Raw genomic sequence first — 25,248 nt, forward strand, 5'->3', positions numbered from 1 at the left:
ATGCACAGCCCTACGCGCGGGCTGTCCCCACATCCGGGGGTGCGTTTCCGGGGGCCAGGTCATTGTGCCGGTGGTGGGACTCGAACCCACACGCCCTCTCGGACAAAGCATTTTGAGTGCTCCGCGTCTGCCATTCCGCCACACCGGCGCACAACAACACCTGAACAATACCGTAGGCTTTTGTCCGTGACTGACCAGGAAGCTACACCCACCGCACCACGGCGCGTCGTCGTCGCCGAAGACGAATCCCTCATCCGGCTCGACATCGTCGAGATCCTCCGTGACAACGGATTCGAGGTCGTCGGAGAGGCCGGAGACGGCGAGACCGCCGTCGCGCTGGCCACCGAGCTGCGTCCCGACCTGGTGATCATGGACGTCAAGATGCCCCAGCTCGACGGCATCTCCGCGGCCGAGCGCCTCTCGAAGGGCCACATCGCCCCCGTCGTCCTCCTCACCGCGTTCAGCCAGAAGGAGCTCGTGGAGCGCGCGACGGAGGCGGGAGCCCTCGCATATGTCGTCAAGCCGTTCACGCCGAACGACCTGCTGCCCGCCATCGAGATCGCTCTCGCGCGCTACGCCCAGATCATCGCCCTCGAAGCCGAGGTGTCCGACATGGTCGAGCGCTTCGAGACCCGCAAGCTCGTCGACCGCGCGAAGGGCCTCCTCAACGAGAAGATGGGCCTCACTGAGCCCGAGGCGTTCCGCTGGATCCAGAAGGCGTCGATGGACCGCCGCCTCACCATGCACGATGTCGCCCAGGCGATCATCGAGCAGCTCGCTCCGAAGAAGTAGAGCAGAGCCCAGAACGTTCAGAAGCGCGGCCCGGAACATCCGGGGCCGCGCTTCTGTGTTTGTGTGGGGGGTCCTGGCGTCAGCGATCCTTGATCAGGTTCGTGATCCGAATGGTCGAGCAGCGGCGGCCCTGCTCGTCGGTGACCGCGATCTCGTGCGTCGTCAGCGTGCGCCCCAGGTGGATGGGGGTGCACACGCCCGTCACATAGCCGCTCGTGGCCGAGCGGGTGTGCGTCGCGTTGATCTCGATGCCCACCGCGAGCCGGTCGGCGCCGGCGTGCAGGTTGGCGGACATCGAGCCGAGGGACTCGCCGAGCACCACGTACGCCCCGCCGTGCAGGAGGTCGGCCGGCTGCTGGTTGCCCTCGACGGGCATCCTGGCCACGGCCCGTTCGATGGTGAATTCGAGGATCTCGATCCCCATCTTCTCGGCCAGTTTGCCGAGTCCCCTCTGGTTCACGTATGCGAGCGCGTCCTCGGTCATCGGCGGCCTTTCTCACCTTCGTCTGTCCGGTCGTCTGGGTGTCACAGGTGCCTTGTAGGCTGTCCTGGTGTCAGACTCCGAAAAGCCTACCCTCCTGATCATCGACGGCCATTCGCTGGCATTCCGCGCCTTCTACGCGCTCCCGGTGGACAGCTTCGTCAACCGCGAAGGCCAGCACACGAACGCCATCCACGGCTTCATCGCGATGCTCATCAACCTGCTCTCCCAGCAGCGTCCGACCCACATCGCCGTGGCGTTCGACATCTCGCGATACTCCTTCCGCACACGGGAGTACCCGGAGTACAAGGGCACCCGCGGCGAGACCCCGTCCGAGTTCGTCGGGCAGATCCCGCTGCTCGAAGAGGCGCTGCACGCGATGAACATCACGACCATCGCCAAGGAGGACTACGAGGCCGACGACATCCTGGCCACGCTCTCCGCGCAGGGGGCCGAGCAGGGATACCGGGTGCTCATCGTGTCCGGCGACCGCGACACCATCCAGCTGGTCAACGACGACGTCACGCTGCTCTACCCGAATGTTCGCGGCGTCTCGGAGCTGAAGGTCTACGACCCCGCCGCCGTGCGCGAGCGCTACGGCATCGAGCCGCACCAGTATCCGGAGATCGCCGCTCTCGTCGGCGAGACCAGCGACAACCTCATCGGCATCGACAAGGTGGGGGAGAAGACGGCGGTCAAGTGGGTGCAGCAGTACGGCACCGTCGAGAACCTCCTCGCCCACGCCGACGAGATCAAGGGCGTCGTCGGGCAGAACCTGCGCGACCAGCAGGAGAACGCGCTCCGCAACCGCCGCCTCAACAAGCTGCTGACCGACGTCGACCTGCCCGTCGGCCCCGCCGACCTCGAGCGCCGCCCGCTCAACGAGAACGCCGTGCGCGACATCTTCGCCAAGCTGCAGTTCAAGACCCTGCTCGACCGGCTGCTCAAGACCGCGGCGGAGGAGGGCCAGCTGGACGGCGCATCCGGAGCGAGCGCGGCGATCGAGACCGGCGCCATCGCCATCCCGCCGGTGCGCACGATGGTCGACGAGGAGCTCGCGAACTGGCTCGCCAAGGCGTCGGCGGACGGCAACGCCGTGGGCGTGCAGGTCGAGCTCGGCCCGGCCGGCGTCACCGGATTCGGTCTCGCCGCCGACGACGACACGGTGTACGTGCCGTGGGCGGCCGGCCGCAAGGACTACGACGCCCTCGAGGAGTGGTTCGCGAGCAGCGCGCCCAAGTATTTCTTCCGCGCCAAGCCGCAGTTCAAGGCGATGAGCCGCGCCGGGCTGATCGTGGACGGGCTCGCCTTCGACACGAGCATCGCATCCTGGCTGGTGCGTCCGGGCGCTGCTGCCCAGTCGCTCGCCGAGCAGGTGTACGAGGTGCTCGGCGAGACGCTGCCGGTGTCCGACCCCAACCAGCTGGTCGCGCTCACGGATGCGGTGAGCCCGGCGACCGAGGCCTGGTACATGCGGAGGGTCGCCGAGGCGCAGATGATCGCGCTCGACGACGGCACGCGTGCCGTGCTCGACGACATCGAGCTGCCGCTCGTCGCCGTGCTCGCCGAGATGGAGCTCACCGGTGTCAGCATCGACAGCGAGGTGCTCGCGCGTCTCCGCGGCGAGCTGACAGACAAAGCCAACGACTACGCCGCCCGCGCATACGCGGAGATCGGGCGCGAGGTCAACCTGGGTTCGCCCAAGCAGCTGCAGCAGGTGCTCTTCGACGACCTGCAGATGCCGAAGACGCGCTCCACCAAGACCGGATACTCCACCGACGCCGCGTCTCTGGCCGACCTGCAGGAGAAGAACCCGCACCCCTTCCTCGGCTTGCTGCTGCAGCACCGGGATGCGACGAAGCTCAAGCAGATCGTCGAGACGCTCGAGCGCGCCGTCGAGCCGGATGGGCGCATCCACACCACCTACGACCAGACCGGCACGAGCACCGGCCGCATCTCGTCCAACGACCCCAACCTGCAGAACATCCCGGTCCGCACCGAGGAGGGCAGGGAGATCCGCTCCGCCATCCGCAGCGGCGAGGGGTTCGAGACGCTGCTGACCGCCGACTACTCGCAGATCGAGATGCGCATCATGGCGCACCTCTCCGAAGATCCCGGCCTCATCGAAGCGTTCAACGCCGGGGAAGACCTGCACCGGTTCGTCGGCGCCCGCATCTTCGGCGTCGCGCCGGAGGAAGTCACCTCCACGATGCGGTCGAAGGTCAAGGCGATGTCGTACGGCCTCGCATACGGGCTGAGCGCGTTCGGGCTGTCGAAGCAGCTGCGCATCGAGACGGCCGAGGCGCGCCAGCTGATGACGGACTACTTCGAGCGGTTCGGCAACGTGCGCGACTACCTGCGCAACGTCGTCGAGCAGGCCCGCGTCGACGGATACACCGAGACGATCTTCGGACGCCGCCGCCCGTTCGCCGACCTCACGAGCACCAACAGGGTGCTGCGCGAGAACGCGGAGCGCGCTGCGCTGAACGCGCCCATCCAGGGCTCGGCTGCCGACGTCATGAAGATCGCGATGCTCGGCATCGCAGGCGACCTGATCGACCAGAAGCTCGAATCCCGGATGCTGCTGCAGGTGCACGACGAACTGATCTTCGAGGTCGCGAGCGGCGAGTGGGACGCGCTGGAGGGCATCGTCCGCAACCGGATGGCGCACGCCGCCGACCTCCGCGTGCCGCTCGATGTGCAGGTCGGCCGCGGTCCCAACTGGGACGCGGCGGCCCACTGACCCTGCGGCTCCCGCCCCTCCTGCCCGCCTCCGGCGGCCCGGCGAGATGCCAGTAACTGTCGCGAATCCCGGGCGTTTCGCGACAGTTCCTGGCATCTCGCGGATCGGGCATGGTGAGGAGGCGGGGTGCCGCAATAGGGTCGAGGTATGACAGAAGAGAACCGCACACCCACTCCGGTCGACACGATCGCCGAGGAGTGGGTGGACACCCAGCTCGAGTTGTATCCGGAGTTCCACGTCTGGCTCGGCCGCCCAGGCCGGGAGGGCGAGTACGCCGACTATTCGCCGGCCGGTGCCGAGCAGGCCGTCGGCAAAGTCAGGGAGACCCTGGCCAAGATCCAGGCCGCCGAGCCCGTCGACGACATCGACAGGGTCACCAAGATGGACCTCACCCGCGACCTGCAGCTCACCGTCGAGAAGCACGAGGCCGGTTTCAACCAGCGCGACCTCAACGTGATCGCCTCTCCGGCTCAGGAGCTGCGCGACATCTTCGACCTCGTCCCCACCGACACGGAAGACGACTGGGCCAACATCGCGAAGCGACTGCACAACCTGCCCGCCGCGATGGACGGCTACATCGAGACCCTGCGCAGCGGGATCGCGAGCGGGAACGTCCCGGCCATCCGGCAGGTGCGCGAGGTGCTCGCGCAGGCGAACAAGCAGGTGGCGGACACCGGCTTCTTCTTCGAGTTCACCGAGGGTGCGAAGGCCGGAGACGCCGAGCTTCCCGCATCCCTCTCCGCCGATCTGGCAGCGGGCGCGAAGGAGTCGGCGGCCGCGTACGCGAAGCTGGCCGGCTTCCTGAAAGACGAGCTCGCGCAGCACGCCCCCGAGAAGGATGCGGTGGGCCGCGAGCTCTACGCCCTCGCCTCGCGCAGCTTCCTCGGCGCCACGGTCGACCTCGACGAGACCTACGAGTGGGGCATCGAGGAACTCGCCCGCATGGTCGCGGAGCAGGAGTCGATCGCGCGCGAGATCAAGCCGGGAGCGACCGTCGCGGAGGCCATCGAGTTCCTCGACGGCGACGCCAGCCGCAAACTGCACGGCACGGACGCCCTGCAGCGCTGGATGCAGGAGACCAGCGACCGCGCCATCGAGGAGCTCGGCACGTCGCACTTCGACATCCCCACCGAGATCCGCAGGCTCGAGTGCATGATCGCGCCGACCCAGGAAGGCGGCATCTACTACACCGGCCCGAGCGACGACTTCGCCCGCGCCGGCCGGATGTGGTGGAGCGTCCCGGAGGGCGTCACCGAGTTCGACACCTGGCGCGAGCTGACCACGGTCTACCACGAGGGCGTCCCAGGCCACCACCTCCAGATCGCGCAGGCCACCTACAACAAGGCGCAGCTCAACTCCTGGCGCCGCATCGCGGGCACCTCGGGCCACGCGGAGGGCTGGGCCCTGTACGCGGAGCGCCTGATGGAGCAGCTCGGCTACCTCGACGACCCGGCCGACAGGCTCGGGATGCTCGACGGCCAGCGGATGCGCGCCGCCCGCGTCGTGCTCGACATCGGCGTGCACCTCGAGAAGCAGCTGCCGGACGGCTCGGGCCCGTGGACGGGGGAGTACGCCTTCCAGTTCCTCGGCGAGAACGTCAACATGAACGACGGCTTCGTGCGCTTCGAGGTGAACCGCTACCTCGGCTGGCCCGGCCAGGCGCCGTCGTACAAGATCGGTCAGCGCATCTGGGAGCAGCTGCGCGACGAGTACGCGCGTCGCGAGGGGGCGTCCTTCGACATCAAGGCGTTCCACAAGAAGGCGCTCGACATCGGCGGTGTCGGCCTCGACACCCTGAAGTCGGCCCTGCTCGACTGAGCACCGGATGGCGACCTCGCCGTACCGGGTCGTCCTCGGTGACGCCTTCGACGGCCTGCATCCGCGGCTGAAGGCGTACTTCGACGGCATCCCGGAGGGTGGTCACGGCTTCGGCCGGGGCGTGTTCGACACGGTCGGCACGCCCCGGCGCTGGCTGTGGCCGGCCCTGGCGGTGCTCGCCAGGGCGCACGTCGTGTTCCCCGTGTGGGAGCACGACGTGGCATTCACGGTGTGGAACGCGCCCGGCGTGACGGCCGGCGGCGTCCCGTCCGTGCGAGCGACGCGGGTCTTCCTGCTCGCCTCCGGGCGACGCGCGATGGTCGACGAGATCACCGTCGACGGCGGCGTCATCGTGGACACGCTCGGCCGACCCGCCCGCGTGTCGGCGCACTTCGCCGCCGCCGTGATCGACGGCGGGCTGACGCTCACGTCCACCAGAGTGGCGTTCCTGCTCGGGAGGGCGCGCATCCCGGTGCCGCGGCTGCTTGCTCCGCGGGTGCAGCTCACCGAGCGCTACGACGACGAACGGGATGCACAGCTCGTCTCGATCAGGCTCGACCTGCCGGGCGTCGGTAGGCTCTACGAATACGCGGGGACGTTCCGCTATCAGATCGAACAGGGGGAGCGGGACGCGTGAGCCACCGCATCGTCATCGCCGGGGCATCCGGTTTCATCGGCCAGTACCTGACGGAGGCTTTCCGCGCATCCGGGGCCGTCGTGCAGACCATCGGACGCAGAGGCGCTGATGCCACCTGGGCCGACCAGGACAGCATCCGGCGGGTGGTGGACGGCGCCGACCTGGTCGTCAACCTGGCCGGCAAGAGCGTCAACTGCCGCTACACGGACGCCAACCGCGCCGAGGTGTTCCGCTCCCGGCTCGACACCACCAGGGCCATCGGCGACGCGATCGCCGCGAGCGACAGTACTCCTCCGCTCTGGATCAACTCGTCCACCGCCACCATCTACCGTCACGCGGAGGACCGCGCGATGACCGAGCGCGGCGGTGAACTCGGCACGGGATTCTCGGTGAACGTCGCCACGGCGTGGGAGAGGGCGTGCTTCGAGCGAGACCTGCCGTACACCCGCCGCGTCGCGCTGCGGATGGCCATCGTGCTCGGCGACGGGAGCGCGCTCGCCCCGCTGATCAGGCTCGCGCAGTTCGGGCTCGGCGGCCCGCAGGTCGACGGGCCGTGGTTCGCGACGGCCGCGCGCAGGAATGCCGGCACCTTCCACGAGTTCCGCGCCCGCGGAGGGCAACAGCGGTTCAGCTGGGTGCACATCCGGGACGTGCTGGGTGTCATCGAGTTCGTGCGCGCGCATCCGGAGCTCGACGGCGTGGTCAACGTGTCGTCGCCGAACCCCACCGACAACCGCACCTTCATGGCCACGCTGCGACGCGTCCTGGGCGTGCCGTTCGGGTTCCCGGCATACCGGTGGATGCTCGAGGTCGGCTCGATCGCGATCCGCACCGAGACCGAACTCGTGCTGAAAAGCCGCTGGGTCGTGCCGGAACGGCTGCTCGAAGCCGGCTACGAATTCGCTCAACCGGACCTCGAGCCGGCACTCGCCGAGATCGTCGCCGCCCGCGGCTTGCCGCCCACCGCTTTACACAGCTAGACTGGACTGTCACATTTGTGGCACCTCTATCCGCCTGCCGTTCGCGGAACAAAACAGAAGCACCATCGCGACCGGCCTGAATTATGTCCATAACGGAGCACTCACTACATGACAACCGCAACGACCGACAAGGCACCCAAGCAGGTCGCCATCAACGACATCGGATCTGCTGAAGACTTTCTTGCCGCGGTCGAAAAGACGCTGAAGTTCTTCAACGACGGAGACCTCATCGAAGGTACCGTCGTCAAGATCGACCGCGACGAGGTCCTCCTCGACGTCGGTTACAAGACCGAGGGTGTCATCCCCTCCCGCGAACTCTCCATCAAGCACGACGTCGACCCCACCGAGGTCGTCGAGGTCGGCGACACCGTCGAGGCGCTCGTTCTCCAGAAGGAGGACAAGGAAGGCCGCCTCATCCTGTCCAAGAAGCGTGCGCAGTACGAGCGCGCGTGGGGCGACGTCGAGAAGATCAAGGAAGCCGATGGCGTTGTCACCGGTACCGTGATCGAGGTCGTCAAGGGTGGACTCATCGTCGACATCGGCCTCCGTGGCTTCCTCCCGGCGTCGCTCATCGAGCTCCGCCGCGTGCGCGACCTCACGCCGTACCTCGGCCAGGAGATCGAGGCGAAGATCCTCGAGCTCGACAAGAACCGCAACAACGTGGTCCTGTCGCGCCGTGCCCTGCTCGAGCAGACCCAGTCCGAGAGCCGCACTACGTTCCTGAACAACCTGCACAAGGGTCAGGTCCGCAAGGGTGTCGTGTCGTCGATCGTCAACTTCGGTGCGTTCGTCGACCTGGGCGGCGTCGACGGTCTCGTCCACGTCTCCGAGCTCTCCTGGAAGCACATCGAGCACGCCTCCGAGGTCGTCGAGGTCGGTCAGGAAGTCACCGTCGAGATCCTCGAGGTCGACCTGGACCGCGAGCGCGTCTCGCTGTCGCTCAAGGCGACGCAGGAGGACCCGTGGCAGGTCTTCGCCCGCACCCACGCGATCGGTCAGGTCGCACCGGGCAAGGTCACCAAGCTGGTTCCGTTCGGTGCGTTCGTGCGCGTCGCAGACGGCATCGAGGGCCTCGTGCACATCTCGGAGCTGTCGGGCAAGCACGTCGAGCTCGCCGAGCAGGTCGTTTCGGTCGGCGACGAGGTCTTCGTCAAGGTCATCGACATCGACCTCGAGCGTCGTCGCATCTCCCTCTCGCTGAAGCAGGCGAACGAGGGCGTCGACCCCGAGGGCACCGAGTTCGACCCGGCGCTGTACGGAATGCTCACGGAGTACGACGACCAGGGCAACTACAAGTACCCTGAGGGCTTCGACCCCGAGACGAACGAGTGGAAGGAAGGCTTCGAGGCCCAGCGCGAGAAGTGGGAGCAGGACTACGCTGCAGCCCAGGCTCGCTGGGAGGCCCACAAGAAGCAGGTCGCCAAGGGTCTCGAAGAGGCCGCAGCCGAGGGCACCGCGTCCACCGGCGGTTCGACCTTCACCTCCGAGTCCACCTCGGGCGGAACGCTGGCCGACGACGAGTCGCTCGCCGCTCTGCGCGAGAAGCTCAGCTCGAACTCCTAAGCGGTTCATCCGGAACGGCCGGTCCCTCACGGGGCCGGCCGTTCCGGCGTTAACGCGAGCGAGCCGGCGGCGGCAGGACGCGGTTAGCATGGTCTGGTGCAGCTGATCGGACTCACCGGCGGGATCGCCTCCGGCAAATCGACCATCGCCCGCCGCCTCGCCGAACACGGGGCCGTCGTCGTCGACGCCGATCGCATCGCGAGGGAGGTGGTCGAGCCCGGCTCCCCGGCGCTCGCGCAGATCGCCGAGACGTTCGGGCCGCAGGTGATCCGCGAGGACGGCAGCCTCGACCGGCCGGCGCTCGGCGCGATCATCTTCGCCGACGAGGATGCGCGGCTGCGGTTGAACGCGATCACCCACCCCGCAGTGCTCGCCCTGTCCACCGAGCGTTTCCGTGCGGCGGGGGAGGCCGATCCGGATGCCGTCGTCGTCTACGACGTGCCCCTGCTGGTCGAGTCGGCCAACGAGTACCCGTTCGATCTGATCGTGGTGGCGCACGCGTCCGCGGACACGCGCATCCGGAGGCTGGTGGAGCTGCGGGGGACGGACGAGGCGGAGGCACGGCGCAGGGTCGGCTCGCAGGCGACCGACGAGGAGCGTCTGGCGGTCGCCGACGTGGTGATCGACACCGACGGCACCCTGGAGCAGACGCTCGCGCAGACCGACGCGCTGTGGGACAGGCTGCGCGGCTGACAGCCGTTCCGCTCAGAGCGCACACCGCCAGGAATGTCGGCGGTCCTTCCTAGACTGGACATATGCAACCCACGCGCGCCGTCCGTCCCTTCGAGGTCGTCAGCGAATACCAGCCGAGCGGTGACCAGCCGCAGGCCATCGCCGAACTCGCCGGTCGCATCAACGCCGGCGAGACCGACGTCGTGCTGCTCGGCGCGACGGGAACAGGCAAGTCGGCCACCACGGCCTGGCTGATCGAGCAGGTGCAGCGTCCGACGCTCGTGCTCGCCCACAACAAGACCCTCGCCGCCCAGCTGGCCAACGAGTTCCGCGAGCTCATGCCCAACAACGCGGTCGAATACTTCGTCTCCTACTACGACTACTACCAGCCGGAGGCGTACGTCCCGCAGACGGACACCTTCATCGAGAAAGACTCCTCGATCAACGCGGAGGTCGAGCGGCTGCGGCACTCCACCACCAACTCGCTGCTCAGCCGTCGCGATGTGGTCGTGGTCTCCACCGTGTCCTGCATCTACGGCCTCGGCGCCGCGGAGGAATACCTCGAGGCGATGGTGGCCCTGCAGGTGGGGGAGAACGTCGGCCGTGACAAGCTCATCCGTCGTTTCGTCGGCATGCAGTACGAGCGCAACGACATCGACTTCTCGCGTGGCAAGTTCCGCGTGCGCGGCGACACCATCGAGATCATCCCGGTCTACGAGGAGAACGCGGTGCGCATCGAGCTCTTCGGCGACGAGATCGAGGCCATCTACACACTGCACCCGCTCACCGGCGAGATCATCTCCAAGGTCGACGCGATCTCGATCTTCCCCGCGACGCACTACGCGGCCAGCCCCGCCACGATGCAGCGCGCCATCGGCACCATCCAGACCGAGCTGCACGACCGGCTGGTCGAGCTGGAGCGCGAGGGCAAGCTGCTCGAAGCGCAGCGACTCAGGATGCGCACCCAGTTCGACATCGAGATGATGGAGCAGATCGGCTTCTGCTCCGGCATCGAGAACTACTCGCGCCACATCGACGGCCGTCAGCCGGGCGAGGCGCCGAACTGTCTGCTCGACTACTTCCCAGACGACTTCCTCGTCGTCATCGACGAGTCGCACGTCACGGTGCCGCAGATCGGCGCGATGTACGAGGGCGACTCCTCGCGCAAGCGCACGCTGGTCGAGCACGGGTTCCGCCTGCCGAGCGCGCTCGACAACCGCCCGCTCAAGTGGAACGAGTTCAAAGACCGCGTCGGCCAGACGGTCTACCTGTCCGCCACGCCCGGCCGCTACGAGATGGGCATCGCCGACGGCGTCGTCGAGCAGATCATCCGCCCGACCGGCCTGGTCGACCCGGAGATCGTCGTGAAGCCCACCAAGGGCCAGATCGACGACCTGCTCGAAGAGATCCGGCTGCGGGTCGAGCGCGACGAGCGCGTCCTGGTCACCACGCTGACCAAGAAGATGGCGGAGGAGCTCACCGACTTCCTCGCCGAGGCGGGCGTGAAGGTCCGCTACCTGCACTCCGACGTCGACACCCTCCGCCGGGTCGAGCTCCTCACCGAGCTGCGCGCGGGCGTCTACGACGTGCTCGTCGGCATCAACCTGCTGCGTGAGGGTCTCGACCTGCCCGAGGTGTCTCTCGTGGCGATCCTGGATGCGGACAAGGAAGGCTTCCTGCGGTCGTCGACCTCGCTCATCCAGACCATCGGCCGCGCGGCGCGCAACGTCTCCGGCCAGGTCCACATGTACGCGGACGTGCTGACCGACTCGATGAAGAACGCCATCGAGGAGACCACGCGCCGCCGCGAGCGGCAGGTCGAGTACAACAGGGTCAACGGCATCGACCCGCAGCCGCTGCGCAAGCGCATCGCCGACATCACCGACGTGCTCGCTCGCGAGGGCGCAGACACGGCAGCGATGCTGGCCGGCCGCGAGGCGAAGAAGAAGAGCCCGACGCCCAACCTCCGCAAGGGCGGCATCGCCGCGCAGGGCGCGAACGAGCTCGAGGCTCTCATCGCCGACCTCAACGGCCAGATGCTCGCCGCCGCCGGAGAACTGAAGTTCGAGCTGGCCGCGCGCCTCCGCGACGAACTCGGCGACCTCAAGCGCGACCTCCGCCAGATGGAGAAGGCCGGCCACCTGGGCTGAGCGGGCCTCGCCTGTCCATCGGGCGACCGGTATACGGTGGCAGGGTGAGCGCGATGACGACGGCGGGGCGATGAAGCGTCATCGGATGCTGCTCGCCTGCTCGGCGCTCGCCCTCATCGCCGTGGTCGCGCTGGCCGTGCAGGGCGCCCCGGTATTCTCCGGGATGCGCTGGATCCCTCCCGCGGAATCCCAGCCCCCGCTCCCGCAGAACCTCACCGGCCCCACCGCCTCCGGGTCTCCGGCTCCGCGCGAGCTGCAGCACGTCACCCGGTTCGACATCTCCTGGTTCGTGGTCGCCGCCGCCGTGATCGTGCTCGTCATCGTCGCAGCCCTCATCTGGCGAGCGGTCCGTCGCCGTCTCACCCTCCCGGAACGGGATGCATTGCCGCTCCTCCCCGACGCCCTCGGCGACGCGGCACCCGAGGATGTGCCCACCCCGGAACCCGTCCAGGTCCGCCGCGGCCTCGACCTGGCCTACGACCGCCTGACCGAACCGCGCGAACCCCGAGACGCCATCGAACGCGCCTGGCTCGGACTCGAAGAGGCGGCCACCGACTCCGGGATGCGCAGACTCCCCGCCGAGACCCCCGGCGAGTTCACCACCCGCGTGGTCGTCCGCGTTGCCACCGACCGGGCTGCCGCGACCACGCTCCTCGACCTCTACCTGCTCGCGCGTTTCAGCGCGGCACCGGTCACGGCCGACGAGGTCGCCCGCGCCCGCTCCGCAGTGGATGCGCTCCGCGCGTCCTGGACCATGGCGCCCCGCAGCGCGGCAGGAGGCCCGCGGTGACCGGGGACGAGCGCGCCGCCGCCGAGCACCTCGCGCCCGCGCGCGCCCCGAGCAGGCGTCTCCTGTTCTCTGCCGGTTTCCGCTGGCGCATCGCCGGGTGCATCCTGCTCGCGGCAGTCGCTGGCTTCGTCGCCTGGTTCTTCGGCCTCGACCCCGAGCACTCCATCGGTCTGGCTGCGATCATCCTCGCCGCCGGTGCCTGCGCGACGGTTCTTGGAGAGCAGGCAGGAGTCGACTGGCTTCCCGACCCCGTGCTCCCGCGCGACGGCGCCCGCCGCGACGTGTCCCAGCTCGGCTGGGCGCTGCACACCCGCGGCGGGGGAGTCGCGCCCGAGGCTGTCCGCCGCCTCCGCTCCGTCACGGCCAGCACCCTCGAACTCCACGGCCTCGACCTCGACAACCCCGCAGACGCCCCCGAGATCGCCCGCCTCCTCGGCCCCGACACGGTCCGCCTCCTCCGCCGCGGCACCGCCGAGTCCCCGAAACCCGCCACCTTCGAGGCGATCGTCACCTCCCTCGCCCGCCTCGCCGAAACACTCATCGGCCCCGTCGACCCCGACAGCGACAGCGACGGCCACGACCACCACAGGGTCGGCAGAGCCGAGCCACACGCAGCATCCACCGCATCCACCGCCCCCACCCCGCCCCAGGAGCCGCACCCATGACCGCCGCCACCCCCGACCTGCCCGCCGCCTCCCGCGACCTCCCCGCCGCACGTCCCGCTGCGCTCCCCGTCGCCGAGATCGCCCGGCTGAGCGGCGACATCCTCGACCGTGTCGGCAGCGTCGTCGTCGGGATGCGCCCGGCGCTCGAACTGGCGCTGGCGACCATCCTCGCCGGCGGTCACGTGCTGTTCGAAGACGTCCCCGGCCTCGGCAAAACGCTCGCCGCGCGCAGTATCGCGTCGGCCATCGGTCTCGACTTCCGGCGCCTGCAGTGCACCCCCGACCTGCTCCCCGCCGACATCACCGGCTCATTCGTCTATGCACCTGCGTCGGCCGAGTTCGTCTTCCGCCCGGGGCCGATCTTCACCGGCCTGTTCCTCGCCGACGAGATCAACCGCACCTCGCCGAAGACCCAGTCCGCGCTGCTGGAGGCGATGGCCGAAGGTCAGGTCACCGTCGAGGGCCAGAGCTTCCCGCTGCCGGAGCCCTTCCATGTGGTCGCCACCTCCAACCCCATCGAGTTCGAGGGCACGTACGCGTTGCCGGAGGCGCAGCTCGACCGGTTCATGGTGCGGCTGAGCGTCGGCTACCCGGATGCGCAGGGCGAGAGCCGCGTGCTGCTCGCGCGGGTGAGCAGGCGCAAGGAGGTCGCGACGGTCGAGCCGGTGATCGACGCCGCCACCCTCCGTGCCATGCAGGACGGCGTCGAGCTGGTCGACGTCGACGAGGACATCGCGGCATACTGCGTCGCCCTCGCCGCGGCCACGCGCCGTCACCGGTCGGTGGAGGTGGGCGCGTCGCCGCGCGGTTCGCAGGGGCTGCTGCTCGTCGCGCGCGCTCGCGCCGTGATGGCCGGACGCGATTTCGTGATCCCCGACGACGTCAAAGCCGTCGCGGTCCCCGTCCTCGCGCACCGCCTCTCGCTCACCGTCCAGGCCTGGACGAGCGGCGTGCAGGCCTCCCAGGTGGTCACCGAGGTGGTCAACTCGGTGCCCGGTCCTCCGTCGGTCGGAGCAGCACGGGATGCGGCCCGCGCGACTGTCCCGGATGCGGGGCTCCCCGGGTGACCGCCGAGGAGCCGGGCCGCCCACCGCAAGCCCCGGCGACCACCGCATCCACCCCGTGGGACCTCAGCCCGGCCGTCGTCGCCGCGCTGGTCGTCGCGCTCGTCTGCCTCGGCGCCGGTTTCATCGCGAGCAGGGTCGAGCTGGCCCTGGTCGGTGTCCCGTTGCTCATCGCGGCGGCCTACGGCTGGGACCGTCGCCCCGGCGACCGCATCCCGCTCGCGTTCTCGGCGTCCGTCGAGCCCGCACGCGACGGGTCCACTGGCCGCTCCCCAGCGGCTCCTGCTTCCTCCACCAGCCCGTCGATCCCCACGACCGAGACCACCGCGCCCACCCGCACCACCCAAGGCGCCATCGTCCGCGCCATCGGCTCCGTCACCACCCCCACCTCCAACGCCCCCACCGGCATCGACGCCGTCGGGGTCCGCATCGCGCTCCCGAACCGGGCGCCGCTGGACACGGTCCTCACCCCGCGCGCGGCTACACGCATCCCGGCCGACATCGTCGTCGTACACTCCGGACCGCAGCGGCTGCTGCGGCTGACCGCCCGCGTCATCGGCGCAGACGCGTCGTTCGTCGGCGACACCGCGGCGGCGCCCGCGCTCGACCGGGTGGTGCGTCCGCGGATCGTGCCGGTGCGGAGCCTGCCGCTTCCCGCCCGGCTGATCGGGCTGACCGGGCCGCACCCGTCCGCGCGGCCGGGAGACGGGGGCGAGTTCCGGGATGTCGACCGGTTCCAGCCGGGGGACAGGCTGCGCCGCATCGACTGGAAGGCGACCGCCCGGCGGGCGCAGAGCGCCGGTGAGCTGTTCGTCCGCCGCACGATGGCCACCTCCGACGCCGCCGTCCAGTTCGTGATCGACAGCAGGGACGATCTCACCGGGAGGGTCGCGGACTGGGCGGCCATGCATCCACTGCCCGGCGTCTCGTCGCAGGATCTCGCGCGGGAGGCGGTCGTCTCGCTGGCCGGAGCGTACGTCGCGGCGGGGGACAGGGTCGGCTTCGACGACCTGGCGGACCCTGCCCGCGCCATCCCTCCCCGGGCGGGCGCCAGGCACCTGCACCGGGTGTCGCGCGCCGTCGAGCTCACCGGCCCGCGCGGCGCGGCCACCGAGCGGGTGCGCGCGCCGATCCTCGCCCCCGGCGCCCTCGTCTATGTGATGTCGACGTTCCTCGATGAGCAGCCGCTGCGCCTCGCGCTCGTCTGGCGGGCCGCCGGGCACCGGGTGATCGCCGTGGACGTGCTGCCCGCCAGGCTCACGCGCGACCTTCCCCCGAGGGAGCGGCTGGCGCTGAAAGTCGTCGAGGTCGAGCGCGCCCTACGTTTCCGCCGGCTGGCGGCGGCGGGCATCGACGTGCTCGCCTGGCAGGACAGCGACGACAACGGAGCCGAATCCGGCACACGGGATGCGCGCCTCCGCGAGCTGAGCAGGCCGAGGAGGTCCCGGTGAGCGGCGCAAACGCCACAGAACCCGTGCTCGGCGCCACCGTTCCCGGGTGGAGCGTTCGTGCCCTGTTCGGCGCGATCGCCCTCGCGCTCTGCCTGACCGTGGCAGACTCCGGATTCTGGCTGGCCGTGTCGCTCGCCCTCACCGCGGCGGCCGTCGCCGTTCCGCGCTGGCTGACGGCGTGGTTCCTCATCGGGGCGCTCGCGTTCACCGTGCTGCTGCATCCGCAGTCCGTCGGCGAGTGGCGGGTGTATGCGCTGATCGCCGGGGCGCACGCTCTGCACCTGACGGCATCGTGGATGCTCGTGGTGCCGCCGCTCGCCCGGCTGCAGCCCGCCGTGCTGCTGTCGTCGCTGCTGCGGTTCGTGATCGTCCAGGTGCCCGTGCAGCTCGCCGCAGTCGGGCTGCTCGCGCTCACGACGAGTGCCGGGGGCGGTGCGACGGTGTGGCCGGCGGTGCTCACCGGAGTCGCGGTCGTGGCGCTCTTCCTCGTCGCGGTGCCTCTGTTGCTGCGCCGTCCGCACCGTCCGGCGGGGCAGCAGGACGATCCCCGGTAGCAATGTCGGTGGTCCGGCATAGACTCGGCGGCGAGCGGTGACAGGCCTGTCGATGAACCGGTACAATCGAACATATCTTCGATCTGTGCCGGCGTGCGATCTGCGCTGGGCGAACACAGCCGACCTGGGGCGACGAGTAGCGGAGAATTGATCGAGTGACTGAAATTGATCGGGTGGTTATGGGCAAGGTGACGGGTTCACACCTCAGCGTGCGAGGAGCGCGGGTGCACAACCTGCACAACGTCGACCTCGAGATCCCGAGGGACTCGCTCGTGGTCTTCACCGGGCTGTCCGGTTCCGGCAAGTCGTCGCTCGCCTTCGACACGATCTTCGCCGAGGGGCAGCGCCGATACGTCGAGTCGCTGTCGGCGTACGCCAGGCAGTTCCTCGGGCAGGTCGACCGACCGGATGTCGACTTCATCGAGGGCCTGAGCCCCGCCGTGTCGATCGACCAGAAGTCCACCAACCGCAACCCGCGGTCCACGGTCGGAACGATCACCGAGATCTACGACTACATGCGTCTGCTCTGGGCGCGCATCGGCGTCCCGCACTGCCCCGTCTGCGGCGAGCCCATCCAGCGCCAGACCGTGCAGCAGATCGCGGACCAGCTGATGGAGCTCGAAGCGGGCAGGCGCTACCAGGTGGTCAGCCCCGTCGTCTCGCAGAAGAAGGGCGAGTTCGTCGACCTCTTCAAGGAGCTCGCGGCATCCGGATACTCGCGCGCCATCGTCGACGGCCAGCAGATCCAGCTCAGCGAGCCGCCGACGCTCAAGAAGCAGTACAAGCACGACATCTCGGTGGTCGTCGACCGTCTGGTCGCCGGGCCGGACATCCTGAGCCGCCTCACCGACTCCCTGGAGACCGCGCTGCGGCTCACCGACGGGCTGGTCCAGGTCAACTTCGTCGACGGAGAGGGCCCGGATGCGTGGCGCACCTTCAGCGAGAAGCTGTCCTGTCCCAACAACCACCCCATCCAGCTCACCGAGATCGAGCCGCGAACCTTCTCGTTCAACGCGCCGTTCGGCGCCTGCCCGGAGTGCTCCGGCCTCGGCACGCGCATGGCGGTGGATGAAGACCTGCTGCTCGGCGACGAAGACCTCAGCATCGCCGACGGCGTCATCGTGCCGTGGACCACGCAGGGCAAGGGGCTGTTCCAGTACTACGAGAAGCTGCTCGACGGGCTGGCCCGCGACCTCAAGTTCTCGCTGAAGACGCCGTGGAAGAAGCTCCCGGACGAGGTGCGCAACGCGGTCATGCGCGGCGACAACTTCGAGGTCAAGGTCAAGTGGAAGAACCGCTACGGCCGTGAGATGAGCTACACCTCGGGCTTCGAGGGCGTCGTGCCGTACATCGAGCGCCAATACCTGCAGGCCGAGACCGACACGCAGCGTGCGCGCTGGGCGGAGTACCTCCGCGAGGTGCCGTGCTCCGTGTGCGGCGGCAAGCGGCTGAAGCCCGAAGTCCTCGCCGTCCTCGTGCACGGCGCGAGCATCGCCGACGCGTCCGAGCTGAGCTTGAGCGATGCCCGGGTGTTCATGGACAAGCTGCACCTCACCGAGCGCGAGGAGAAGATCGCCGCCCAGGTGCTGCGCGAGATCAAGCTGCGTCTCGACTTCCTCATCCAGGTCGGGCTCAACTACCTCGACCTGTCGCGCGCAGCCGCCACTCTGTCGGGTGGCGAGGCCCAGCGCATCCGGTTGGCGACGCAGATCGGCTCTGGGCTCACCGGCGTGCTCTATGTGCTCGACGAGCCGAGCATCGGCCTGCACCAGCGCGACAACCGCCGTCTGATCGACACCCTCGTCGCACTGCGCGACCTGGGGAACACGCTGATCGTGGTCGAGCACGACGAAGACACCATCCGCACCGCCGACTGGGTGGTCGACATCGGACCGGGCGCCGGCGTCAACGGCGGTCACGTCGTGCACTCGGGCTCGTACGACGAGCTGCTGGAGAACAGGGATTCGCTCACCGGCGACTACCTCTCCGGCCGCAAGGAGATCGAGATCCCGGCCAAGCGTCGCAAGATCGACAAGAAGCGCATGATCTCCGTGGTCGGCGCCGAGGCCAACAACCTCAAGAAGGTCACGGTCGACTTCCCGCTCGGCACGTTCGTCGCCGTCACGGGCGTGAGCGGGTCCGGCAAGTCGTCGCTGGTCAACGACATCCTGTATCGGGTGCTGGCCAACAAGCTCAACGGCGCACGCAAGCTGCCGGGCAAGCACAAGGCCGTCACCGGGCTTGAGAACCTCGACAAGGTCGTGCACGTCGACCAGGCGCCGATCGGACGCACGCCGCGCTCCAACCCGGCGACGTACACCGGCGTCTTCGACCGCATCCGCACGCTGTTCTCCGAGACGATGGAGGCGAAGTCGCGCGGCTACCTGCCCGGCCGGTTCAGCTTCAACGTCAAGGGCGGGCGCTGCGAGGCGTGCTCCGGAGACGGCACGATCAAGATCGAGATGAACTTCCTGCCCGACGTCTACGTGGCGTGCGAGGTGTGCGGGGGAGCGCGGTACAACCGCGACACCCTGTCCGTGCACTACAAGGGCAAGAACATCGCCGAGGTGCTCGACATGCCGATCAGCGAGGCCGCGGAGTTCTTCCGGCCGATCTCGGCGATCCACCGCTTCCTGCAGACCCTCGTGGATGTGGGTCTCGGCTACGTCAGGCTCGGCCAGAGCGCCACGACGCTCTCCGGCGGCGAGGCGCAGCGCGTCAAGCTCGCCACCGAGCTGCAGCGCCGCTCCAACGGGCGCAGCGTGTACGTTCTCGACGAGCCGACCACCGGTCTGCACTTCGAAGACGTCCGCAAGCTCCTTCTGGTGCTGAACGGGCTGCTCGACAAGGGCAACACCGTGATCGTCATCGAGCACAACCTCGACGTGATCAAGTCCGCGGACTGGATCATCGACATGGGGCCGGAGGGCGGAGCAGGCGGCGGAGAAGTCATCGCGACCGGAACGCCGGAGCGCGTGGCGGAAACGCCGGGCAGCCACACCGGATACTTCCTCAAGGAGATCCTCCAGGGCGAGAGCGCCCGGGGCGCCGCGTAGGCCGGGCGCGTGGCAGACACCGTCAGCTACCGGCCGAAAGCCGGTGAGATCCCGACCCAGCCCGGGGTGTACCGGTTCCGCGACGCCAACAGGCGCGTGCTCTACGTCGGCAAGGCCAAGAACCTGCGGGCGCGGCTGAGCAACTACTTCCAGCCGCTCCGCAGCCTGCACGAGCGCACCAGGCGCATGGTGACCACCGCGGCGTCGGTGGAGTGGACGGTCGTGGCGACCGAGTTCGAGGCGCTGCAGCTCGAATACACCTGGATCAAGGAGTTCAACCCGCCGTTCAACGTGCAGTTCCGGGACGACAAGTCGTACCCGTACCTGGCGGTGACACTGGGGGACCGCATCCCGCGGGTGATGGTCACGCGCAACCGTGGCGTGAAGGACGCGCGGTACTTCGGGCCGTACACGAAGGTCTGGGCGATCAGGGACACGGTCGACCTGATGCTCAAGGCGTTCCCGATGCGCAGCTGCTCCGACGGCGTCTACCGCAGGGCGGAGCTCACCGGGCGTCCGTGCCTGCTCGGCGATATCGGCAAGTGCGCAGCTCCCTGCGTCGGGCGGATCAGCCCGGAGGATCATCGCGAGCTGGCCGAGGACTTCGTCTCGTTCATGGCGGGCAACGACACCAAGTACATCCGGGTGATGACCGAGCGGATGAAGCAGGCCGCGAGCACGCAGGACTACGAGGCCGCCGCCCGCCACCGTGACGCGATCCAGGCTCTCGAAGCGGCGATGGGCAAGAGCGCCGTCGTGCTTCCCGACAACGTGGACGCCGACGTGTTCGGTATCGCGCACGACGAGTTGGCCGCCGCCGTGCAGCAGTTCATCGTGCGCGGAGGCCGCATCCGGGGTGTGCGCAGCTGGGTGGTCGACAAGGAGCTCGACGTCGAACTCGGCGACCTCGTCGAGACCGTGGTGCAGAACGCGTACGAGGGATCGGATGCTCCGCCGCGCGAGATCCTCGTGCCGGAGCTGCCGGACGACGCCATCGAACTCGAGCAGTGGCTCACGGCCCGCCGCCACGAGATCGGCGACCCGGGAGCACCGCGCGGACGCCTCACCGGACGGGTCGAGCTGCGGGTGGCGCAGCGCGGAGACAAGGCGGCGCTCGCCCAGACCGTCGAGATGAACGCCAAGAACGCTCTCGTGCTCTACAAGACGAGGCGCAGCTCCGACTTCGTGGCCAGGTCCAAGGCGCTCAACGACATCCAGGATGCGCTCGGCATGCCGGATGCTCCCCTCCGGATGGAGTGCTACGACGTCTCGCACCTCAGCGGCACCAACATCGTGGCCTCGATGGTCGTGTTCGAGGACGGGCTGCCGAGGAAGGACCAGTACCGGCGGTTCAGCATCCCGGAGTCGACGGACGACACCGAGTCGATCTACCAGGTGATCACGCGCAGGCTGGCGTACCTGAAGAACCCGGAGGCGGAGTTCGCCGAGCCGGGGGCGGAGGGCGCGCAGACGGGTGCTGCTCGCGCCGCCGGCGTTCAGACCGACGACGCCGGCGACGATCCAGAGATCGACATCGACGCCGAGCTCGCGGAGGCGGCGGAAAAGCGGCGCAAGAAGTTCGCGTACCCGCCCAACCTGCTCATCGTCGACGGCGGCCAGCCCCAGGTGGCTGCGGCCAGGCGCGCGCTGGAGGAGTCCGGCGTGCAGGGCATCCAACTGGTCGGCATCGCCAAGCGTCTCGAGGAGATCTGGCTGCCGGACTCCGACTTCCCGGTGATCCTGCCGCGCAACAGCGACGCGCTGTTCCTCATCCAGCGCATCCGCGACGAGGCGCACCGGTTCGCCATCACGTACCAGCGCGCCAAGCGCAAGCGCGACATCGGCTCGGTGCTCGGCGAGATCCCCGGCCTCGGCCCGTCCAGGGTCAAGGAGCTGCTGAAGCATTTCGGCTCCGTGGCGCAGCTCAGGAAGGCGACTCCGGACGAGATCGCCGCCGTGCGCGGCGTCGGACCGACCCTGGCGTCCGCCATCCATGAACGACTCGCCAGTCGCTAGGCTTGGGGGACACCTTTCGAGCGGAGGACAAGGCTGATGAGCACCGACACCGAGCAGCAGGAAGTGCTGATCGTGACCGGGATGTCGGGAGCAGGGAGGTCGACGGTCGCCAACGCGCTCGAAGACCTCGACTGGTACGTCGTCGACAACCTTCCCCCGCAGATGCTCCGGCCGCTGATCGAGCTGGCCAATCGGGCTGAGTCCGGTCTGCCGCGCATCGCCGCGGTGGTGGATGTGCGCGGCCGCAACTTCTTCGTCGACCTGCGCGACCTCATCCAGAGCCTGCGCGAGGGCACCAAGGTGCGCGTGCTGTTCCTCGAAGCGACGGACGCGGTACTGGTGCGGCGGTTCGAGCAGGTGCGGAGACCCCATCCGCTGCAGGGCGACGGCACGATCCTCGACGGCATCACCGCGGAGCGCACGCGGTTGCGCGAGATCCGCGAGGCGAGCGACATCATCGTCGACACCTCCGACCTGAACATCCACCAGCTCGCCACGAACATCACGGAGACCTTCGCCGCGGAGAACACAGCGGGTGTGCAGGTGACGCTGATGAGTTTCGGATTCAAGTACGGCCTGCCGGCCGACGCCGACCTGGTGACGGATGCGCGCTTCCTGCCCAACCCCTTCTGGAACCCGGAACTGCGCCCCTTCACGGGGCTCGACGCCGTCGTGCGCGACTTCGTCCTCGAACAGCGCGGCGCCGCGGAATTCATCGACGCGTACGTCAGTGCTCTGCGCCCGATCCTCGACGGTTACCAGCGTGAGAACAAACGGCACGCCACGATCGCGGTAGGCTGCACGGGGGGAAAACACCGGTCCGTGGCGATTGCGGAAGAGCTCGCTACCCGGTTGAAAGAGATCCCTGGGCTCGCGGTGAACACAAAACACCGCGACCTCGGCCGTGAATGAAGCCGGCCACAGCCTCCACGGCCCCACGACAGGCCGTTCGAACAGAAAAGGAACCCGATTGGCTCTCACCGCCGACGTCAAAGACGAACTCACGAAGGTCGAGGTCAGCAAGACCACCGTCCGGGCAGCCGAACTCGCGACCATCCTGCGGTTCTCGGGTGGCCTGCACCTGATCAGCGGCCGCATCGCGGTCGAGAGCGAGCTGGACACTCCGGAACTCGCCCGCCGCGTCCGTAAAGACCTCGCGGAGCTGTACGGCGTCCGCAGCGAGGTCTCCGTCATCTCCGCGTCCGGTCTGCGGCGCACCAGCCAGTACCTCGTCCGCGTGCTCGACGGCGGAGAGACCCTCGCCCGCCAGACGGGACTGCTGGATGCGCGCCGCCGCCCGATCCGCGGCCTCCCGAACCGTCTCACCACGGGTTCCCGCGAGGAGCTCGCCGCCGTCTGGCGCGGTGCGTTCCTCGCCAGCGGATCCCTCACCGACCCCGGTCGCTCTGCCGCGCTGGAGATCACCTGCCCGGGCAACGAGTCCGCGATGGCGCTCGTCGGTGCCGCCGGCCGCCTCGGCGTGGCAGCAAAGGCCCGCGAGGTCCGCGGCGTGCACCGCGTCGTGATCCGCGACGGCGACGCCATCAGCGCCATGCTCGTGCACATGGGCGCGGCGAAGACCGTCGAGAACTGGGAGCAGCTGCGTCAGCGCCGCGAGGTCCGTGCAACGGCCAACCGCCTCGTGAACTTCGACGACGCCAACCTGCGCCGCTCCGCCCAGGCCGCCGTCGCCGCCTGCGCCCGCGTCGAGCGCGCACTCGAGATCCTCGGCGACGACGTGCCGGAGCACCTGCGGTACGCGGGGGAGCTGCGCCTCAACTTCCGCGACTCCAGCCTCGACGAGCTCGGCCACCACGCCGACCCGCCGATGACCAAGGACGCGGTCGCCGGGCGCATCAGGAGGCTGCTGGCGATGGCGGACAAAAAGGCCGTCGACCTCGGCATCCCCGGCACGGAGGCCAACCTCCCGTCCGACCTCGACGAAGTCTGAGTCTGTTCGACGGGGAAGCAAACCCTGGCCAACTCGGTTGGCGTTACTAGACTGGAAATGTCGCTCGAAGCCCGGTGTGAACGGATCGCGCCGGGAACCAAATGAGGAGATGAGTAATGGCTGACTACACGCTCGCAGACCTTCCATACGATTATTCGGCGCTTGAGCCGAACATCAGCGGTCGGATCATGGAGCTGCACCACGACAAGCACCACAAGGCGTACGTCGACGGTGCGAACACCGCCATCGCCAAGCTGGCCGAAGCACGCGACGCCGACGACCTCGGCAACGTCAACAAGCTCCAGAAAGACCTGGCGTTCAACCTCGCCGGTCACGTGAACCACACGGTGTTCTGGAACAACCTGTCGCCGGACGGCGGCGACAAGCCGACCGGTGAGCTCGCGGCCGCGATCGACGAGTTCTTCGGGTCGTTCGACAAGTTCCGCGCGCACTTCACGGCGTCCGCTCTGGGCATCCAGGGCTCCGGATGGTCGATCCTGGCCTGGGATTCGCTCGGCCAGAAGCTCATCATCGAGCAGCTGTACGACCACCAGGGCAATCTCGCAGCAGCCACCGTGCCGCTGCTGCTCCTCGACATGTGGGAGCACGCGTTCTACCTGGACTACGTGAATGTCAAGGCGGATTACGTCAAGGCATTCTGGAACATCACCAACTGGGGCGATGTTCAGGAGCGCTTCACGCGGGCGCGCGAGAAGACCTCTGGCCTGCTGCTACTGTCATAGCGGGAACGGTGTCCCGGATGGTTCGCCGCCCGGGACACCGCCGTCCGCTCCCTACCCACAACACCGCGCCCGTCGGGCGCCCATCAAGTAACTGGAGACATCTGTGTCCGTAAAGATCGGAATCAACGGGTTCGGTCGCATTGGTCGTAACTTCTTCCGTGCCGCTCTGGCCAAGGGCAGCGACCTCGAGATCGTCGCCGTCAACGACCTGACCGACAACAAGGCGCTTGCGCACCTGCTCAAGTACGACTCGATCACCGGTCGTCTGGACGCCACGGTCGAGCTCGACGGCGACAACATCATCGTCAACGGCAAGGCCATCAAGGTCCTCGAAGAGCGCGACCCCGCCAACCTCCCCTGGGGCGAGCTGGGCGTCGACATCGTCATCGAGTCGACCGGCCGCTTCACCAAGTCGGAGGATGCGCGCAAGCACATCGCCGGCGGTGCCAAGAAGGTCATCGTCTCCGCCCCCGCGACCGGTGACGACGTCGCCACGATCGTCCTCGGCGTCAACGAGGAGACCTACGACAGCGCCGTGAGCGACATCCTCTCGAACGCGTCGTGCACCACGAACTGCCTCGCGCCGCTCGCCAAGGTCCTGCTCGACAACTTCGGCATCGAGCGCGGTCTCATGACCACGGTCCACGCGTACACCGCAGACCAGAACCTGCAGGACGGCCCGCACAGCGACCTCCGCCGTGCGCGCGCAGCCGCTGCCAACATCATCCCGACCTCGACCGGTGCCGCCAAGGCTCTCGGCCTGGTCATCCCGGAGCTCGTCGGCAAGCTCGACGGCTACGCCCTCCGCGTCCCGGTCATCACCGGCTCGATCACCGACCTCACGGTCGAGGTCGGCAGCCCGGTGACGGTCGAGCAGGTCAACGCGGCGTACAAGGCTGCTGCCGAGGGTCCCCTCAAGGGCATCCTCAAGTACACCGAGGACCCGATCGTCTCCACCGACATCGTCAGCGACCCGCACTCGTCGATCTTCGACGCCGGCCTGACCAAGGTCATCGGCGGCACGCAGGTCAAGGTCGCGTCCTGGTACGACAACGAGTGGGGTTACTCCAACCGTCTCGTCGACCTGACCGAGTACGTGGCCGAGCGCCTCTAACGACAGGG

The 25,248-nt window shown here is 68.5% G+C and carries 20 protein-coding genes and 1 tRNA gene; 19 read left to right on the top strand and 2 right to left on the bottom strand.

The annotated features are described in order from the left end of the window. Nucleotides 1-65: 65 nt before the first annotated feature. A tRNA-Leu gene (locus AC1ROC_RS02040) sits at nt 66-148 on the bottom strand. A 38-nt stretch (nt 149-186) separates the two neighbouring features. On the opposite strand from AC1ROC_RS02040, the gene AC1ROC_RS02045 reads away from it, so the two are divergent. Continuing rightward, nucleotides 187-792: an ANTAR domain-containing response regulator gene (locus tag AC1ROC_RS02045; RefSeq protein WP_055894059.1), complete on the top strand. Its 606-nt coding sequence runs from the start codon at nt 187-189 to the stop codon at nt 790-792. 79 nt (nt 793-871) lie between these two features. Here AC1ROC_RS02045 and AC1ROC_RS02050 read toward each other — a convergent pair whose 3' ends face one another. Further along, complete coding sequence (locus tag AC1ROC_RS02050; protein WP_085367686.1) at nt 872-1,276, bottom strand: hotdog fold thioesterase; 405 nt, start codon at nt 1,274-1,276, stop codon at nt 872-874. A 67-nt stretch (nt 1,277-1,343) separates the two neighbouring features. Here AC1ROC_RS02050 and polA point away from each other — a divergent pair, with 67 nt between their 5' ends. The 18 genes from polA (at nt 1,344) to gap (ending at nt 25,240) form a co-directional block, all read left to right on the top strand. After that, the gene (gene polA / locus AC1ROC_RS02055) at nt 1,344-4,016 is read left to right on the top strand and encodes a DNA polymerase I (protein ID WP_085367685.1); all 2,673 of its coding nucleotides are present in this window, start codon (nt 1,344-1,346) and stop codon (nt 4,014-4,016) included. Nucleotides 4,017-4,163: 147 nt separating this feature from the next. After that, nucleotides 4,164-5,834 (top strand): DUF885 domain-containing protein, encoded by a 1,671-nt coding sequence (locus tag AC1ROC_RS02060; protein ID WP_085367684.1) that lies wholly within the window; start codon nt 4,164-4,166, stop codon nt 5,832-5,834. Nucleotides 5,835-5,841: 7 nt separating this feature from the next. Further along, nucleotides 5,842-6,471 (top strand): DUF4166 domain-containing protein, encoded by a 630-nt coding sequence (locus tag AC1ROC_RS02065; protein ID WP_085367683.1) that lies wholly within the window; start codon nt 5,842-5,844, stop codon nt 6,469-6,471. Then, nucleotides 6,468-7,451 carry an epimerase gene (locus AC1ROC_RS02070; RefSeq protein WP_492997779.1) on the top strand — a complete coding sequence of 328 codons (984 nt, stop codon included), beginning with the start codon at nt 6,468-6,470 and terminating at the stop codon, nt 7,449-7,451. Before AC1ROC_RS02065 ends, AC1ROC_RS02070 begins: the two co-directional genes overlap by 4 nt. 108 nt (nt 7,452-7,559) lie before the next feature. Next, complete coding sequence (gene rpsA / locus AC1ROC_RS02075; protein ID WP_085367681.1) at nt 7,560-9,014, top strand: 30S ribosomal protein S1; 1,455 nt, start codon at nt 7,560-7,562, stop codon at nt 9,012-9,014. Between the two features lie 96 nt (nt 9,015-9,110). After that, nucleotides 9,111-9,707 (top strand): dephospho-CoA kinase, encoded by a 597-nt coding sequence (gene coaE / locus AC1ROC_RS02080; RefSeq protein WP_085367680.1) that lies wholly within the window; start codon nt 9,111-9,113, stop codon nt 9,705-9,707. Nucleotides 9,708-9,769: 62 nt separating this feature from the next. Next, complete coding sequence (gene uvrB / locus AC1ROC_RS02085) at nt 9,770-11,836, top strand: excinuclease ABC subunit UvrB (RefSeq protein WP_085367679.1); 2,067 nt, start codon at nt 9,770-9,772, stop codon at nt 11,834-11,836. A 70-nt stretch (nt 11,837-11,906) separates the two neighbouring features. After that, the gene (locus tag AC1ROC_RS02090; RefSeq protein ID WP_256921833.1) at nt 11,907-12,626 is read left to right on the top strand and encodes a DUF4129 domain-containing protein; all 720 of its coding nucleotides are present in this window, start codon (nt 11,907-11,909) and stop codon (nt 12,624-12,626) included. Then, on the top strand, nt 12,623-13,291 hold the full coding sequence (locus tag AC1ROC_RS02095; protein WP_492997782.1) for a hypothetical protein: 669 nt from the start codon (nt 12,623-12,625) through the stop codon (nt 13,289-13,291). The genes AC1ROC_RS02090 and AC1ROC_RS02095 overlap by 4 nt, the downstream gene beginning before the upstream one ends. Continuing rightward, the gene (locus AC1ROC_RS02100) at nt 13,288-14,358 is read left to right on the top strand and encodes an AAA family ATPase (RefSeq protein ID WP_085371452.1); all 1,071 of its coding nucleotides are present in this window, start codon (nt 13,288-13,290) and stop codon (nt 14,356-14,358) included. The genes AC1ROC_RS02095 and AC1ROC_RS02100 overlap by 4 nt, the downstream gene beginning before the upstream one ends. After that, on the top strand, nt 14,355-15,806 hold the full coding sequence (locus AC1ROC_RS02105) for a DUF58 domain-containing protein (RefSeq protein ID WP_492997785.1): 1,452 nt from the start codon (nt 14,355-14,357) through the stop codon (nt 15,804-15,806). The genes AC1ROC_RS02100 and AC1ROC_RS02105 overlap by 4 nt, the downstream gene beginning before the upstream one ends. Continuing rightward, entirely contained in the window at nt 15,803-16,360 is a 558-nt protein-coding gene (locus tag AC1ROC_RS02110; protein ID WP_085371153.1) for a hypothetical protein, read from the top strand. Before AC1ROC_RS02105 ends, AC1ROC_RS02110 begins: the two co-directional genes overlap by 4 nt. Before the next feature lie 179 nt (nt 16,361-16,539). Beyond that, nucleotides 16,540-19,416: an excinuclease ABC subunit UvrA gene (gene uvrA / locus AC1ROC_RS02115; RefSeq protein ID WP_492998905.1), complete on the top strand. Its 2,877-nt coding sequence runs from the start codon at nt 16,540-16,542 to the stop codon at nt 19,414-19,416. 9 nt (nt 19,417-19,425) lie between these two features. Further along, a complete protein-coding gene (gene uvrC, locus AC1ROC_RS02120) occupies nt 19,426-21,432 on the top strand; it encodes an excinuclease ABC subunit UvrC (RefSeq protein WP_085371155.1) in 2,007 nt (668 codons plus the stop codon). Nucleotides 21,433-21,468: 36 nt separating this feature from the next. Next, complete coding sequence (gene rapZ / locus AC1ROC_RS02125) at nt 21,469-22,344, top strand: RNase adapter RapZ (RefSeq protein WP_085371156.1); 876 nt, start codon at nt 21,469-21,471, stop codon at nt 22,342-22,344. A 58-nt stretch (nt 22,345-22,402) separates the two neighbouring features. Continuing rightward, nucleotides 22,403-23,383: a DNA-binding protein WhiA gene (whiA, locus tag AC1ROC_RS02130; RefSeq protein ID WP_085371157.1), complete on the top strand. Its 981-nt coding sequence runs from the start codon at nt 22,403-22,405 to the stop codon at nt 23,381-23,383. A gap of 116 nt (nt 23,384-23,499) precedes the next feature. Further along, entirely contained in the window at nt 23,500-24,126 is a 627-nt protein-coding gene (locus AC1ROC_RS02135; RefSeq protein WP_055894023.1) for a superoxide dismutase, read from the top strand. A gap of 103 nt (nt 24,127-24,229) precedes the next feature. After that, entirely contained in the window at nt 24,230-25,240 is a 1,011-nt protein-coding gene (gene gap / locus AC1ROC_RS02140) for a type I glyceraldehyde-3-phosphate dehydrogenase (RefSeq protein ID WP_085371158.1), read from the top strand. Nucleotides 25,241-25,248 lie beyond the last annotated feature (8 nt).

Source organism: Leifsonia sp. GW821-FHT13C05, assembly GCF_058806515.1.

Bases quoted from the DNA above. Each gene is read 5' to 3' on its own strand.
- AC1ROC_RS02050 (WP_085367686.1), bottom strand. From the start codon at position 1,276: ATGACCGAGGACGCGCTCGCATACGTGAACCAGAGGGGACTCGGCAAA.
- AC1ROC_RS02060 (WP_085367684.1), top strand. From the start codon at position 4,164: ATGACAGAAGAGAACCGCACACCCACTCCGGTCGACACGATCGCCGAG.
- AC1ROC_RS02065 (WP_085367683.1), top strand. From the start codon at position 5,842: ATGGCGACCTCGCCGTACCGGGTCGTCCTCGGTGACGCCTTCGACGGC.
- rpsA (WP_085367681.1), top strand. From the start codon at position 7,560: ATGACAACCGCAACGACCGACAAGGCACCCAAGCAGGTCGCCATCAAC.
- uvrB (WP_085367679.1), top strand. From the start codon at position 9,770: ATGCAACCCACGCGCGCCGTCCGTCCCTTCGAGGTCGTCAGCGAATAC.
- AC1ROC_RS02090 (WP_256921833.1), top strand. From the start codon at position 11,907: ATGAAGCGTCATCGGATGCTGCTCGCCTGCTCGGCGCTCGCCCTCATC.
- AC1ROC_RS02100 (WP_085371452.1), top strand. From the start codon at position 13,288: ATGACCGCCGCCACCCCCGACCTGCCCGCCGCCTCCCGCGACCTCCCC.
- uvrA (WP_492998905.1), top strand. From the start codon at position 16,540: ATGGGCAAGGTGACGGGTTCACACCTCAGCGTGCGAGGAGCGCGGGTG.
- rapZ (WP_085371156.1), top strand. From the start codon at position 21,469: ATGAGCACCGACACCGAGCAGCAGGAAGTGCTGATCGTGACCGGGATG.
- AC1ROC_RS02135 (WP_055894023.1), top strand. From the start codon at position 23,500: ATGGCTGACTACACGCTCGCAGACCTTCCATACGATTATTCGGCGCTT.